This window comes from Rhizobium sophoriradicis (assembly GCF_003939025.1).
Classification (GTDB): Bacteria; Pseudomonadota; Alphaproteobacteria; order Rhizobiales; family Rhizobiaceae; genus Rhizobium; species Rhizobium sophoriradicis.
In genome coordinates this window covers 49720-63921 of the sequence record NZ_RQIH01000015.1, presented here as the reverse complement: position 1 = coordinate 63921, position 14202 = coordinate 49720, and the positions used below count along the sequence as shown (strand labels likewise).

Here is a 14202-nt window from a genome sequence, read left to right as displayed (position 1 = left end):
CCAACCCGGCATCCGCGGTAGCTTGCCGCGGATGCCTGTTATAGCCCCAACGCGAGAGTCCACCATGATCGAGCAAAGCAGCGACGCTCTTACTCCGCCACGCGACAGGCCTAGCCTGGTCAGGACGTTTATCGCCTATCCGGAATTCGGGCCTTTCGTCCTTCTGATCGCGATGCTCGTCATTTTCACGGCGATCAACCCCGCCTTCCTGTCGCTGATCAATGTCGGCAATGCCCTCACTTTCACCGTCGAACTCGGCCTCATCGCGCTCGCAATGACCCTTCTGATGACCGCGGGAGAATTTGACCTTTCGGTCGGTTCCGTCTTCGGCTTCGCCCCCGTGGTGATGTGGACTTTGTTCAATGCGGACGTGCTTCCCTTACCGCTGGCGTTCCTTGCGGGCATAGCCGTCGCTCTGGCGATCGGTCTTTTCAACGGTCTGTTCGTCACCCGTCTCGCTATCCCTTCATTCCTGGTGACGCTGGGTACGCTGCTGGTCATCCGCGGCACGGCCTTGTGGCTGACGGCCGGCTTTCCGCAGCGCACCTGGGACGCCGAAGAGCAGTGGTTGGCGCAATTGCTGGTCGGCGACTTCTATATCGGCGACCTGCGTGTTTTCATGAGCCTCATCTGGTTCGTAGTGCTAGCGTTGGCGCTACACTACGTCCTGACCCGCACCCGGTTCGGCAACTGGATCCAGGCGACCGGCGGCAATCCCAATGCTGCCCGAAACCGCGGGGTGCCGATCGCCAGGGTCAAGGTCATCCTGTTCATGCTGTCTGCCGCAATGGCGGCCTTTGCCGGCATCGTCTCGTCGATCCGCGTCTCGGCCGCCAACCCCAATGCCGGAACCGGCTACGAACTCGAGGTCATCGCGATGGTGGTGATCGGCGGCACCGTGCTGAATGGCGGCCGCGGGACAATTCTTGGGACCCTGCTCGGCGTCCTGATCCTGCGACTGATGCGCAACGGGATCGTCCTGATCGGGGTGCCCGGTCTCGCCTACAATATTTTCATCGGTGCGATCATCCTGGCGATGATGGCGCTCCATGCCGGCCTCGAGCGCCGGCACAATACGGGGGTCTGAGGATGAGCGGTACCGAAACCCTCGTCGAGATGCGACACATTGAGAAATTCTATGGTCGCGTCCACGCCTTGCGCGATGTCAACCTCACCATAAGAAAGGGCGAGATCGTCGGCCTTCTCGGCGATAACGGCGCGGGCAAGTCCACCCTGATCAAGGTGCTGTCGGGCGCGGTTCCCTACACGTCCGGCCAGATCGTCATCAAGGGCCGCGAAGTGCGGTTGCGCAGCACCAACGACGCGATCGCGAGCGGCATCGAAACCATCTACCAAGACTCTGCCCTGGTCCCGCAGCTTTCCATTGCCCGCAATCTCTTTCTCGGACGGGAGCTCAGAACAGGCCCCCGCTTCCTCGACCGGCTGGATCAGGAGCGGATGAACGCAGTTGCCGCCGATCTTCTGAAGCGAGTCGGCATTTCGAAGAACATTCCGCCCACTACGCCGATCGGATCGCTGTCCGGCGGGGAACGGCAGGCGGTGGCAATCGCACGCGCCATGTATTTCGACAGCGACCTCATCGTCCTTGACGAACCCACCAACAATCTCGGTGTCGCCGAAACCCAGGGCGTGTTGCGTTTCGTGCGCGAGGCACGCGACACCGGGCACTCCTGCATTTTCATCGCGCACAACATCCATCATGTCTTCCAGGTGGTGGACCGCATGGTGGTGATGCGACGCGGCACCGTCGTCGCCGATGATCTAAGCCCCGCGACCTCATCGATCCAGGAGGTCGAAAAGATCATCACAGGCGAACATATCGCGGCATGATCGAGATCCGTGCCAAGGGAATCCGCTTCGGCTTCGATGCGCGGACCGGTCTCCTCGACGGCTTTACCGTGGAAGATGAGGGGCACGAAATCGCTCTGCTGCACCGTGCGCCCTGGGTCGGCACGGAGGAGATAATGCCGCCCGGTACGCCGCCGCATCTGATGGTGCTCGGCGGCGATTTCTTCTGCGCACCCTTCGCAGGCAGCCAAGAGGGATCACCCCTTCATGGCTGGACCGCCAATTCACCCTGGCACGTCACCGAACAGGAGGCCGGGCGGCTGCGGGCCAGGCTGCAACGCACCGTCTGCGGCGCGACCGTCACCAAGGAACTCGAGGTTGAAGACGGGCACGCCTGGGTCTACCAGCGCCATGTCTTCGCCGGCGGGAGCGGCCGCATTGCCATCTCGAACCATGCCAACGTGTCGCTGCCTCGGGGCGGACTCATCAGTTGCTCCCCCAAATCGGCATGGGAGACGCCGCCGGCGCCGCCCGAAGTCGATTCCGCCCGTGGGCGTTCCGGCCTGCGCTACCCCTCGCGGTCAACGGCGCCCGACCGCTTTCCTGGGATCGACGGATCGGTGGATCTGAGCCGGTTCCCGTGGAACCCGCGGCATGAGGATGTCGTCATCGCCATAGAAGGCCGCGAACACAGCTTGGGTTGGACCGCGGTGACGCGGCCGGTCGAGGGAGATCTGTTTCTTTCCCTCCGGAATGCCCGCCGCTTGCCCATGACTATTTTCTGGCATTCCAACGGCGGCCGCGACTATCCCCCGTGGTCGAGCCGACACTTCGGCTGTTTGGGGGTCGAAGAGAGTGCGGCCGCAGCCTTGCGCAGCCACTCCAGCGAAAACGACCTCTCAGGTCCCGGGGCACTCACCCTCGTCCGGGACGGGGAAGCTGAAGCGAGGCATGCCATAGGCGCCATCTCGTGGCCTTCAGGCGAACGCGTCGAGGATATTCGTGTGGTGGACCGCGCGATAGAAGTTTGCGGCGATCGAGGAGGGTTCCGGCGCCTGGCTTTCCGGACGCACTTTCTCGACTGAGGCGAAGGACGCAAGATCGGTGGGTAGAGCCCTGGCCGAAAACCGGGCCACTGAGTATCGGCGTGTTGGAGCGGAATCGCACTGCTACCCTGCACTGTCAGTGCTGCGTGCAGAGCGGCTTCGATGGCAAGGCAAAATGACTTGCCTTGCCCGTTGCCGATAAGCCCGGTCCGGGCGCTACTCCTTCACCGCGCCCGTCATCGACGACACGTAGTAGTCGACGAAGAAGGAATAGAGGATGACGACAGGCAGCGAGCCGAACAGCGCGCCGGCCATCAGCGATCCCCATTCGAACACGTCGCCGCGCACCAGCTCGGTCAGTACCCCGACCGGAATGGTCTTATTCTCCGAGGACTGGATGAAGGTCAGTGCATAGATGAATTCGTTCCACGACAGGGTGAAGGCGAAGATGCCGGCGGAGATCAGGCCGGGCACGGCGAGCGGCAGGATGATTTTGACCAGGATCTGCCAGCGGTTGGCACCATCGACCAGCGCGCTTTCCTCCAGTTCGAACGGAATGGAGCGGAAATAGCCCATCAGCAGCCAGGTGCAGAAGGGAATGAGGAAGGTCGGGTATGTGAAGATCAGCGCCAGGCGCGAGTCGTAGATGCCGAGCTTGAAGACGATGAAGGCGAGCGGGATGAACAGGATTGACGGCGGAATGAGATAGGCGAGAAAGATGACGAGGCCGATCTGCCGCGAGCCGGTGAAGCGCACGCGCTCGATCGCATAGGCGCCGAAGACCGAGGCCACGAGCGACAGCGCCGTCGACCCCACAGCCACTAGCATCGTGTTCCACAGCCAGCCCGGATAGGAGGTTTCCAGGAAGAGGTATTTGATGTGGTCGAACGTCGGCCCGACCACCCAGAACGGGCTGTAATTGTTGTAATCCGTCAGCTGCTCGTTCGGCTTCACGGCGGTGATCGCCATCCAATAGAAGGGAAAGAGCAGCACAAAGACGAAGACCGCCATCGGCAGGTAGAGCATCACCACGCGGCGCGGCAGGCGGTTCAGATAGCTCATGCCCTCGGCATTGTCGGTCAGGACCTCATCGGCCGTTTTGAGATTGGTCGACATCGTTATACCCCCTTAATCCTGGCCGCCCTGCTGCCATTTGCGGCGCTGCAGACCGAAGAAGCTGAACATGATGGCTCCGAGCAGGAAGGGCACCATGGCAACGGCGATGGCCGCGCCCTCGCCGAGCTGCCCACCCGGAATGCCGCGCTGGAATGACAGCGTCGCCATCAGGTGCGTGGCGTTGACCGGCCCGCCCTTGGTCAGCACGTAGATCAGCTGGAAATCCGTGAAGGTGAAGAGCACCGAGAAGGTCATGACGACGGCGATGATCGGCGTCAGCATCGGCAGCGTCACATAGCGGAATCGCTGCCAGCTCGTCGCGCCATCGAGCGAGGCGGCCTCCTGCAGCGAGGCCGGGATGGTCTGCAGGCCGGCGAGCAGCGAGATCGCCACGAAGGGGATGCCGCGCCAGACATTGGCGACGATGACAGAGATGCGTGCATTTGTGGGATCGCCGAGGAAGTTGATCGGCGCGTCGATCAGGCCGAGCTTCATCAGAGACCAGGAGACGATTGAGAACTGGGAATCGTAGATCCACCAGAAGGCGAGCGCCGAAAGCACGGTCGGCACCACCCAGGGCAGCAGCACAATCGCCCGGAAGAAGGATTTGAACGGAAGGTGCTGGTTCAGAAGCAGCGCCAGCCACAGGCCGAGCGCGAATTTCAGCACCGACGCGACCAGCGTGTAAAGGATGGTGTTGAAGACCGACAGCCAGAAAACCGCGTCATCGGCGAGGAACTCATAATTCTCCAAGCCGATGAAGATGCCGTCTCGGCCGATCCTCGTGTCGGTAAAGCCAAGCCAGACGCCGAGCCCCAGGGGATAGGTGAGGAAGCAGACCAGAAACACGGCGGCCGGCAGCATGAACAGGAAGCCGAGCACATTGTTGTTCTGCATGAGCGAGGGGCCGCGCGTATCCCCGGATTTCAAGGTCGACATTGCTGGTCTCCAGATTGCATTCAGTCCTTGAGGACATGCGGCATGCCGGTATCAGGCATGCCGCAACCCTCGGTTCCGGATCAGACGCGGTAGTAGCGGTTCGCCCGACGTTCGGCTTCCTTCATCGCGTCCTCCGGCGACTTCTGGCCGGTGACGGCGGCGGCGTACATGTCGACCAGCACATAATCGGCCATGGTCGCGGCCGAGGCATAGCCGAGCGGGCCGGCATAACCGTTCGGGCGCAGCTTTTCCGAAGCGTGCGCATAGGGTGCGTGGACTGGATCGGCGGTCCAGACCGGATTCTTGGCGAAGGCCTTGAGAGGCTGGCAGCAATAGGCGCTGGAGCCTTGGATCCAGGCGTTCATCTGGTCGGCTTCCATCATGAACTTGATGTAGGCTTTGGCCGCTTCCGGATATTTGGTGTGCTTGAAGAGCAGCAGCGAGCTCGTCTGGAAAAGCTCGACGCTCTTGCCGACCGGTCCGATCGGGAAGTTCGTCGTGCGCATGTCCTTGGCGATTTCGGCGAGCTTCGGATCATTCTTGGCCGTGTAATAGACTGAGACGCCATTTGCGATCAGCGATACCTGGCCCGCCAGGAATGCGCGGTTGTTGTTGACGTCCTGCCAGCTTTCCGTGCCTGGAATGAAGGTTGCGTAGAGCTCCTTGGCGTAGTTGATCGAGGCGAGCGTTTCCGGGCTGTTGATCGTCACCGTGCCGCTTTCATCGACCATTTTGCCGCCATGGCTCCAGAGCAGCCAATGAGCGTAGTTGTTGCCGTCTCCGACGGCCTTACCATGCGGGAAGCCGGCGGGCGTGCCCTTCGCCTTCATGGCCTTGCATAGCTCGAGGAAGCCCGCGGTATCGTTCGGAAATTCGTTGAAGCCGGCCGCCTTGACGTGGCTGTCGCGATAGACGACCGCATTGCCGATCGTCGTCAGCGGCATGGCGATGAACTTGTCGTCGCGTGTGGCGTAGCCCTTCACGCCGTCGTACCAGCCCTCGTATTTGTTGCCGAGATAATTGCCGAGTTCGGTGAGATCGACCAGCTTGTCGGGATATTGATGCGCGTCATCGAACCAGCACATGATGAGATCTGGTCCGGAGCCGACATTCGCCGCGACGGCCGCCTTCGGACGGATGTCCTCCCAGCTTTCCTTGTCAATTCGCACTTCCACGCCTGTGGCCTCTGTGAATTTCTTGGTATTGGCGATCCACGCATCCTCATCGCCCTTCACGAAAGGCGTCCAGCGCAGCAGTCTGAGGCTTGCGCCGCTTTCCGGCGTGTAGGTCGGCTCGGCCTGCGCAAAGGATGGCTTGATGCCAAGGCCGGCGACACCGGCTACGGCTGCCGATGCAGCAAGAAATTCACGTCTCTTGATCGTCATGAGATTCCTCCTCATTGAACAGCGGGAGCAATTCTCCGGCATTCACCTCCCGCTTGGTGAACGGCGGCCTGGCATGTCCGGGGGAGCTTACGCTCCCGGAATGCTTGCTCTCCGGCAGCAGGGAGAACTCCTCCTCTCCCGTGCCGCCGGATGGCATCAGTCGGTCAACCTCTTGCCGCCTTCGGCATCGAAGAGGTGAACATGCGCAGCGTCGATCGCCACGCGGATGGCTTCGCCCGGGCGGGCATCGACACGCTCGCGGAAGACGCAGCTGACCTCGCTGCCGCCGAGGCGGACGGTCAGATGTGTTTCATATCCGGTCGGCTCGATCACCACGATCTCCGCCGGCAGCCCATTCGGATCGAGCGAGATATATTCCGGGCGCAGCCCGTAGACGAGGTCGCGGCCCACAGCACTCGCCGGCGGCTTGGCGACCGGCAGTCGCGTGCCGTTGGCCGCGACGAATTCACCGGGATTTTCCGGATCGAGCCTGCCGTGGATCATGTTCATCGCCGGCGAGCCGATGAAACCGCCGACGAAGAGATTGGCGGGACGATCGTAAAGCTCGAGCGGCGAACCGATCTGCTCGACGATGCCGTCATGCATGACGACGATCTTGTCGGCCATCGTCATCGCCTCGATCTGGTCATGGGTGACGTAAACGGTCGTCGTCTTCAGGCGCTGGTGCAGCTCCTTGATCTCGGCGCGCATGGCGACGCGCAGTTTCGCATCGAGGTTGGAGAGCGGCTCGTCGAACAGGAAAACTTCGGGATCGCGCACGATGGCGCGGCCCATGGCGACGCGCTGGCGCTGGCCGCCGGAAAGCTGGCGCGGATAGCGGTCGAGCAGCTTGTCGAGGCCGAGGATGCCGGCGGCATATTTCACCCGTTTCTCGGCTTCCGCCTTCGGCGCCTTGTTGAGCATGAGCGAAAAACCCATGTTCTGCTCCACCGTCATATGCGGATAGAGCGCATAATTCTGGAACACCATGGCGATGTCGCGGTCCTTGGGCGGCAGCGTGTTGACAACGCGCCCGCCGATCTTGATCTCGCCGCCGGAAATGTTCTCGAGCCCGGCCAGCATCCTCAGAAGAGTGGATTTGCCGCAGCCCGAGGGGCCGACGAGGATGACGAATTCGCCATCGGCGATATCGATGTCCACCCCCTTGATGACGGGATGCGCGCCGAATGATTTCCGGACATTTTCGAATTGAACGTTTGCCATACTCCCTCCTCCCAGATCATGAGCACTGCATATATGTCGGTTTCGGCCGGCGTCAGCCCGGCCCGTTCACCCCCGCCCGACGAAGGGCATTTTCGTCGCCATGACAGTCATCGTCAGCACATTGGCGCTGAGCGGCAGGCCCGCCATGTAGACGACCGCATCGGCAATATGCGCCGGGTCGATCGTCGGCTCCGCAGCCATACTGCCGTTTGCCTGCAACACGCCGGCCGCAATCCTCGTCGTCATGTCGCTGGCGGCATTGCCGATATCGATCTGGCCGCAGGCGATGTCGAATTCCCGCCCGTCGAGGGCGGTGGATTTCGTCAGTCCTGTTATGGCGTGCTTCGTCGCCGTGTAAGGTGCGGAATTCGGCCGCGGCGTGGTGGCGGAAACGGAGCCGTTATTGATGATGCGCCCGCCGCGCGGATTTTGGCCCTTCATCAGCCGGAAGGCCTGCTGGGTGCAGAGAAAAGCGCCGGTGAGATTGGCGGCGACGATGGCGCTCCATTGCTCAAAGGAAACCTCTTCCAGCGGCAGCCCGGGCACAGTGACGCCGGCATTGTTGACCAGGAGGTCGAGCCGCCCGTATTTTTCCGAGATGGCGTCGAATAGCGCCCGCACCGAAGCGGCATCGCCGACATCGGCGGAAACCGCGAAGAACTCCGCGCCCGTCTCGCCGCCAAGCTCAGCAGCGGCCTTATCGAGCACATCGGCCCGACGCCCTGAAATGACGACCGTGTAGCCGGCAGCGCCGAGACCCCGGGATATGGCGCGTCCGACGCCGGTGCCGCCGCCGGTGACAAGCGCTACTCTTGCCTCTCCGCTGGTCGATATGCTCATGCGATCCTCCCGCCGAGTTCATCCTCGATATGTGCCTTCAGGATTTCGTCGAAGCTCGTCTCCGCCTTGAAGCCCAGCGAGGACGCTCTCTCCGCATCGAATTGAGTCGGCCAGCCGGCGACGATGCGTTCGATCACCGGATCGGGCACGCGTTTGATGAGGGCGACTGCCTTGTCGCCGGCCACGCGGCGCAAGGCTTCGATCTCTTCGGAGACCAGCGCTGAAAGACCCGGCATGGTGAGGTTGCGTCGGGCGCCGATCCTTGCCGTATCGATCGTCGCGGCATGGACGAAGAAGCCGACGGCCGCGCGCGGGCTCGCGAACCAGTGCCGGACGCTGTCGCTGACCGGCAGCACCGCTTCCTTGCCGACCAGCGGCTCACGCAGGATGTTGGAGAAGAAACCCGATGCCGCCTTGTTCGGCGCGCCGGGACGCACGCAGATGGTCGGCAGCCGGATGCCGATACCGTCGAAAATGCCGCGGCGGGAATAGTCGGCAAGCAGCAGTTCGGCGATCGCCTTCTGGGTGCCGTAGCTCGTCAGCGGCGTCGTGAAGAATTCGTCGGGAATAACCTCGGGAAACGGCGTGCCGAAGACGGCGATCGAGGAGGCGAAGACGAGACGCGGCACATAGGCGCTGGTGAGGCCGGCCTGGCGGACCGCATCAAACAGCGCGCGCGTGCCGTCGAGATTGACGGCATATCCCTTGTCGAAATCCGCTTCCGCCTCTCCCGAGACGATGGCGGCGAGATGGAAGATCAAGTCCGGCAGGCCTTCGATCAGCCTGTCGGCGGCGCCGGCACCGGCGAGGTCGACCGTCAGCGCCGTCGAGATCGGCCGGAGCGATTCCGGCACCGGCGGCTGAAAGGCGTCCGCCAGCGTCAACCGGGTGACGGGCCGGCCGAAAACCAGCGGCTCGCGCGCGATCTTCTCGACCAGCTTGCGGCCGACCATGCCGGCTGCGCCCAAAATCATCACATGCATGGCGGCTCTTCCTCCCGTTCGGCCGGTGTCTTCGGCAATCGTCGCGTTATCCTGGCGGTCACTGCCTGTCGCAACTGGCGGCGCGATCGGAATGTGTCCGATCGAATTCAGATAGGTATGCAACCTGCAGGTCAAGCCGGATTGGCTGATCCGCAGATCTTGGCAGTCAAACATTTCTACGATGCCGGACGCCCGAAGCTTTGTCCGTCCCGTTTCTGCTCCAGGTTTGTTCGCTGGTATCGATACCGGTATCGGTAACAACGCCTATTTTGGTCGCATATGTCAAGTAGTGCGTGTTTTCCTTTTTTGCAAAAGAGCCTATGAATCTGGTGTTGGCCGCTGGCGAGGCAATTCGACTAAGGAATCGGTTCGATGCGCAAATCTACATTGGAAGAGGTTGCCGCCGCGGCCGGCGTCAGCAAGATGACGGCATCGCGGGCCCTTCGGGGCGCGGCCGACGTCTCCAAGGAGACGCGCGAAAAAGTGCTCCAGCAGGCCGAGCGGCTGAGCTATGTCGGCAACCGGCTGGCGCTCTCGCTGTCGTCGCAGCGCACCAACCTCGTCGCCGTCGTCGTTCCCAGCATGTCGAACATCGTCTTTCCCGAAATGCTGGCGGGCATCTCGGCCGGATTGCGGGGATCCGGCATGCAGGCGGTTTTCGGCATCTCCGACTACGACATGGCGAAGGAGCGCGAGATCATTCGCGACATGCTCTCCTGGCGGCCTGCCGCCATTATCGTGACAGGTCTCGATCAGCCGGCAGAAACGGTCAGAATGCTGCAGAATGCGGAGATCCCCGTCATCCAACTGATGGATCTCGACGGCACGCCCATCGATTTCAACGTCGGCCTTTCGCACGGCAAGGCTGGAGAAGAGATGGCAAAGGCGCTTTTGGCGGCCGGCCGGCGGCGGTTCGGCTATATCGGCAGCGCGATCGACCGAGATTTGCGGGCCGGCAAACGAAGGGCCGGCTTCGAGAAGGTGCTGCGCGAGAGTGGCCTTTCATTCGTGGACGAGCGGATCAACGCCCCCTATTCCTCGGTGGCGCACGGCAAGCGGCTGTCGCTCTCCATGCTCGCGGCGACCCGGGATCTCGATTGCATCTATTATTCCAACGATGACATGGCCACAGGCGGCGCCTTTGCATGTCTGGAGCTCGGCATTGCCAGCCCCACGGAAATCCTGATCGCCGGATTCAACGGGTTGGATGTTGCCAGTGCCCTCCCCGTCAGAATCGCGACCTCGATTTCGCCACGGCGCCAGATGGGTGAAACCGCCGCCGCGCTTCTGCTCGCTGCGAGCAGCGGAGACGAAAGCCGCATATCCGAGAAGATAATTGCCTTCACGCCGGAGATCACCGGGGTCGGTTGATGTCCTTACGAAATAGAATGAGGGGAGAAAGGCCGCGGTCATCATTCTCGACCGAGTTGCTTGAGGAGGTCGGCAATCATTGCGCGCTGGCCCTTGAGGATCTTGATCTCCGCCCTCCCGGTTGGAAACCATTCGGCGCGGTCGACCTCGGGGAAATTCTGGATGCGGCCCGATCGCGGTGGCCATTCAATCTGAAACTCCGAACTCCGTATCGCCTCGACACTCAGCGTCGCGTTCGCCTCCGCTGACCAGACGACCACCACTTTTCCGCTGGGCTGGCGATATTCTCCGAGCCGGGCGAAGGCTCCTTGAATTTCGACGCCTAGCTCCTCCTGCGCCTCCCGGATCGCTGCTGACAATTCGTCTTCACCGGGTTCGATCAATCCTTTCGGGATCGACCAGGCGCCCTCGTCCTTCTTCGCCCAGAAGGGACCGCCGGGATGGACGAGCAGGACTTCCAGCCGCGTCTCGAAAAAGCGGTAGATGAGAAGTCCGGCGCTACGGACGGGCATCGGCAACTCCCCGGATGATCATGGTCATTCCTCGATGACAACTTTCCGCGCGGTGGTGCGTTAGGGATGACAGCCACACAGACGCACGGAGAATATCATGCCCAAAGGATTTCGTTTCGACCTGCTTGCGAAGAGCGGTTATGTGGCGCGCGGCGCCGTGTTCCTTCTTGTGGCGGGCTTGGCCCTCTTCTCCGGCGTTGCCGGGGGAGAGCCGGAAACGAAGTCGGCACTTTCAACGCTTCTCGGACAGCCCTTCGGCCGCGTTTGGGTCGGGCTCATCGGCCTTGGACTTCTTGGTTTCGTCGGCTGGCGACTGGCGCAGTCCCTGGCCGACAGCGATGGCCACGGCAGCAAGGCCAAGGCTGTCGCCATCCGCACGGTTCTCTTCGGCAGCGCTGTCGTTTACCTCGGGCTTGCCGGATACGCGCTGGGACACGCACTCTTCAGCGGCGGCGGTAGCGAGGGATCGGGTGAGAAGGGCTTGGCCCAATGGATCATGTCGCAGCCGTTCGGCGCCTATCTCGCCGTAGCCGTCGGCCTCGGCTTTATCATCGGCGGGGTGGTGACGGCAGCCAAGGGCATTACAAAGAAATTCGAGCGCTATCTCAGGCTCGCCGACGCCAGCGGCGTGGTGACCACGGTCTGCATATACGGCCTCGTCGCCCGCGGCGTCGTTTTTGCGATCATGGGAATCTTTTTCGCCTATGCCGGTTTCCGCGTCGACCCGCAACAGGCGGGCAGTATGGCGGACGCGCTTGAGTGGGTGAGACAGCTCCCGTTCGGCTCGATCCTCTACATCGCCGTCGCGATCGGACTGGCGGCCTTCGGTGTCTATAACCTCATTGAAGCGCGCTATCGCATCGTGCGCAGCCCTTCCCTTGCCGATGTCAAACATCCGATCGCGACAGCTGGCCATTAGCGACGGCTTTTCAACGGCGCGGGCTGCGGCATCTCTCTCAGATGATCTATTTTACCGGCGATACCCATTTTGCAGATCCGCGCGTCCTCCGCATCGACCGGCGCCCCTTCCCCGACATGGCCTCGCATGATGTGACGCTGATCCGGAACTGGAACGAGATCGTCGGTCCGCAGGACGAAATCTGGCACCTCGGCGACGTCATGTCTTTCCGTGGCGGGGACTGCGACCAGCTGCTTTCCTTGCTGAACGGGCGCAAGCACCTCATCGTCGGGAACAATGATCCTCCGACGACGACGGAGGCGACGGGATGGGCAAGTGTTCAGCACTACAAGGAGATGACGCTGGACGACCATCTGCTGATCCTGTGCCACTACCCGTTCCGCACCTGGAACAAGATGGGCAAGAAATCGATCAATCTGCACGGACATTCCCACGGCCGTCTGAAGCCCCTGCCGCGCCAGTACGACGTCGGCGTCGATCGGCAGGGCCTCAGGCCGGTGTCTCTGGATGCCTTGTTGTCAACGAAGTGCGGGCTTTGATCCCGCCGCATCGAAACAGGATGATCTGGCCGGTGGCGCCGCCGTTTGCTTTATGGTGGGCGAGAGATTTCGCTAGCGTGACTGGAAACGGATGGAAAGCATGGGTCGGCAGGACGAGATGAAGGCCTGGTTCTCTTCGCTGAAGCCGGTTCGGCCGGGCGAGCTGATCGGCTTGTGGAGGGGGGCGGGCATCCCGTCCGATCACCCGCTTGACGGCGTTCTCGAGAACCTTGGCTGGTTCGGCAAGCGGTTTCACGGAGACATGCGCGCGGACGCACTGCTCTTTCAGTGGCGTGCGGATCGGCTGGTGGCCATTGAACCCCGGTTTTTGCCAATCGGACTGGCCATCAAAGCCGCACCCTTCGGGCGCACAAGGGTCGCGCGGACCTGGTTCTCATATCTGCAGAAGGCATTACGTGCGCGGGGCACGACCGCGTCGCTTGCGCTTCAGATCTCGGGGGACGACGCCACCGCGGCAATGCGTTATGACGGGCAGCCGATCGTCGATTATTTTCGCAGGATGAATGCGCAAGAGCTGGCTGGCATGATGTGTGTTGCAGGTGACGACCGTCGTTATTTCTTCAAGCTGCGCAGAATCGACGCCATCGCAGCCACGGAGGCGTAAGTCGTAAAGCGCCGCCCTTCACGCGCAACAAAAACGATCTGACGCCGGGAACAATCTGCCATGCTGATCTGTTGTCCGAACACGCAAATTTGGGGGCTACCATGCGTACTTTCCTGATCGCAACTTTGCTCCTGCTGTCTTGTCTTCCTGTCGGGGCAATGGCGTCAGAGGTCGGTTTTTTGCAGTCTTTGGCCGGCGACTGGAGCGGGACTGGAAAGGTGCTCACGCGGATTGGCGGCACGAACCTGAACGTCTCCTGCACCCTCCGATCTGATGCGAGCGCATCCACCGTTTCGATGAACGGCAAGTGTCGCGGCCTTGCGGTTTTCACCAGAACCTTCTCGGCGACCGTCAAGGCTGACGGAGAGCGTTATACCGGCAATTATGTCGGGCCGTTAGGACTGCCGTCGAAGCTTGCAGGCAGCAGGAAAGGTACTGCCCTCAACCTGCGTGTGACCTGGGCGCGACTGGTCAACGGTGATCGAGACGCAGTTTTGATGATCGAGAAAGTCGGACAGAACCGGCTTCGGCTGCAGACCGTCGACCAAGATCCTGCTTCTGGCCAGTCGGTCGTGACCAGTCGCATCGATTTGCAGCGGCCCTCGACGGCTAAGAGATAGCCGGCCGCGCAACATCCCGATCGCTGCTCAGTGCTTTTTGGCGTGATGGTCGCCGCGATCGCCTTCTCCGGGCTTCGCATCATTCTTCGCCTTGCGCCGCTTGTCGGCCGACAGCGAGCGGCCGACGTCCGCCGACTCGGTGAAGCGGCCCTGATCGTCGCGGCGGACGTAGCGCTTGTCGGTGCCAGTATCGATGAGCTCACGTTTGGACATGATGTTCTCCCGCTGTTTGATCAGGGAAACGCACAGGATTCCAAAAGGATGCATTGGCCGC

At 61.9% G+C, this 14202-nt stretch carries 16 protein-coding genes; 8 read left to right on the top strand and 8 right to left on the bottom strand.

The genetic code is table 11. The annotated features are described in order from the left end of the window. Positions 1 to 64: 64 nt before the first annotated feature. From EFR00_RS24195 to EFR00_RS24185, 3 genes are read left to right on the top strand one after another with little or no spacing between them, the layout of a single operon-like run. Positions 65 to 1087 carry an ABC transporter permease gene (locus EFR00_RS24195; protein WP_077989852.1) on the top strand — a complete coding sequence of 341 codons (1023 nt, stop codon included), beginning with the start codon at positions 65 to 67 and terminating at the stop codon, positions 1085 to 1087. A 2-nt stretch (positions 1088 to 1089) separates the two neighbouring features. Next, positions 1090 to 1851: an ATP-binding cassette domain-containing protein gene (locus tag EFR00_RS24190; RefSeq protein WP_077989853.1), complete on the top strand. Its 762-nt coding sequence runs from the start codon at positions 1090 to 1092 to the stop codon at positions 1849 to 1851. Further along, the gene (locus EFR00_RS24185; protein WP_077989854.1) at positions 1848 to 2894 is read left to right on the top strand and encodes a hypothetical protein; all 1047 of its coding nucleotides are present in this window, start codon (positions 1848 to 1850) and stop codon (positions 2892 to 2894) included. The genes EFR00_RS24190 and EFR00_RS24185 overlap by 4 nt, the downstream gene beginning before the upstream one ends. Positions 2895 to 3071: 177 nt before the next feature. Here the strand turns inward: EFR00_RS24185 and EFR00_RS24180 are convergent, their stop codons facing one another. From EFR00_RS24180 to denD, 6 genes are all read right to left on the bottom strand, one after another. Further along, positions 3072 to 3971, bottom strand: coding sequence for a carbohydrate ABC transporter permease (locus tag EFR00_RS24180; RefSeq protein WP_077989855.1), 900 nt, complete (start codon positions 3969 to 3971; stop codon positions 3072 to 3074). A gap of 12 nt (positions 3972 to 3983) precedes the next feature. Then, on the bottom strand, positions 3984 to 4910 hold the full coding sequence (locus EFR00_RS24175) for a carbohydrate ABC transporter permease (RefSeq protein WP_077989856.1): 927 nt from the start codon (positions 4908 to 4910) through the stop codon (positions 3984 to 3986). An 80-nt stretch (positions 4911 to 4990) separates the two neighbouring features. Beyond that, positions 4991 to 6295 carry an ABC transporter substrate-binding protein gene (locus EFR00_RS24170; RefSeq protein WP_077989857.1) on the bottom strand — a complete coding sequence of 435 codons (1305 nt, stop codon included), beginning with the start codon at positions 6293 to 6295 and terminating at the stop codon, positions 4991 to 4993. A gap of 156 nt (positions 6296 to 6451) precedes the next feature. Continuing rightward, positions 6452 to 7519: an ABC transporter ATP-binding protein gene (locus EFR00_RS24165; RefSeq protein ID WP_077989858.1), complete on the bottom strand. Its 1068-nt coding sequence runs from the start codon at positions 7517 to 7519 to the stop codon at positions 6452 to 6454. Positions 7520 to 7585: 66 nt separating this feature from the next. Next, entirely contained in the window at positions 7586 to 8359 is a 774-nt protein-coding gene (locus EFR00_RS24160) for an SDR family oxidoreductase (RefSeq protein ID WP_040141551.1), read from the bottom strand. After that, positions 8356 to 9342: a D-erythronate dehydrogenase gene (denD, locus tag EFR00_RS24155; protein WP_077989891.1), complete on the bottom strand. Its 987-nt coding sequence runs from the start codon at positions 9340 to 9342 to the stop codon at positions 8356 to 8358. The genes EFR00_RS24160 and denD overlap by 4 nt, the downstream gene beginning before the upstream one ends. A 372-nt stretch (positions 9343 to 9714) precedes the next feature. Here denD and EFR00_RS24150 point away from each other — a divergent pair, with 372 nt between their 5' ends. Continuing rightward, the gene (locus EFR00_RS24150; RefSeq protein WP_077989859.1) at positions 9715 to 10713 is read left to right on the top strand and encodes a LacI family DNA-binding transcriptional regulator; all 999 of its coding nucleotides are present in this window, start codon (positions 9715 to 9717) and stop codon (positions 10711 to 10713) included. A gap of 41 nt (positions 10714 to 10754) precedes the next feature. On the opposite strand, the gene EFR00_RS24145 is transcribed toward EFR00_RS24150, so the two are convergent. Continuing rightward, positions 10755 to 11225 carry an NUDIX hydrolase gene (locus tag EFR00_RS24145; RefSeq protein WP_077989860.1) on the bottom strand — a complete coding sequence of 157 codons (471 nt, stop codon included), beginning with the start codon at positions 11223 to 11225 and terminating at the stop codon, positions 10755 to 10757. A 97-nt stretch (positions 11226 to 11322) separates the two neighbouring features. On the opposite strand from EFR00_RS24145, the gene EFR00_RS24140 reads away from it, so the two are divergent. From EFR00_RS24140 to EFR00_RS24125, 4 genes are all read left to right on the top strand, one after another. After that, the gene (locus tag EFR00_RS24140) at positions 11323 to 12144 is read left to right on the top strand and encodes a DUF1206 domain-containing protein (protein WP_009987208.1); all 822 of its coding nucleotides are present in this window, start codon (positions 11323 to 11325) and stop codon (positions 12142 to 12144) included. 41 nt (positions 12145 to 12185) lie between these two features. Then, a complete protein-coding gene (locus EFR00_RS24135; protein WP_040141548.1) occupies positions 12186 to 12683 on the top strand; it encodes a metallophosphoesterase family protein in 498 nt (165 codons plus the stop codon). Positions 12684 to 12774: 91 nt separating this feature from the next. Continuing rightward, complete coding sequence (locus tag EFR00_RS24130) at positions 12775 to 13308, top strand: GXWXG domain-containing protein (RefSeq protein WP_077989861.1); 534 nt, start codon at positions 12775 to 12777, stop codon at positions 13306 to 13308. A gap of 101 nt (positions 13309 to 13409) precedes the next feature. Further along, complete coding sequence (locus tag EFR00_RS24125; protein ID WP_077989862.1) at positions 13410 to 13928, top strand: hypothetical protein; 519 nt, start codon at positions 13410 to 13412, stop codon at positions 13926 to 13928. A gap of 27 nt (positions 13929 to 13955) precedes the next feature. Here the strand turns inward: EFR00_RS24125 and EFR00_RS24120 are convergent, their stop codons facing one another. After that, the gene (locus EFR00_RS24120; protein WP_064684193.1) at positions 13956 to 14141 is read right to left on the bottom strand and encodes a hypothetical protein; all 186 of its coding nucleotides are present in this window, start codon (positions 14139 to 14141) and stop codon (positions 13956 to 13958) included. Between the last annotated feature and the right edge of the window lie 61 nt (positions 14142 to 14202).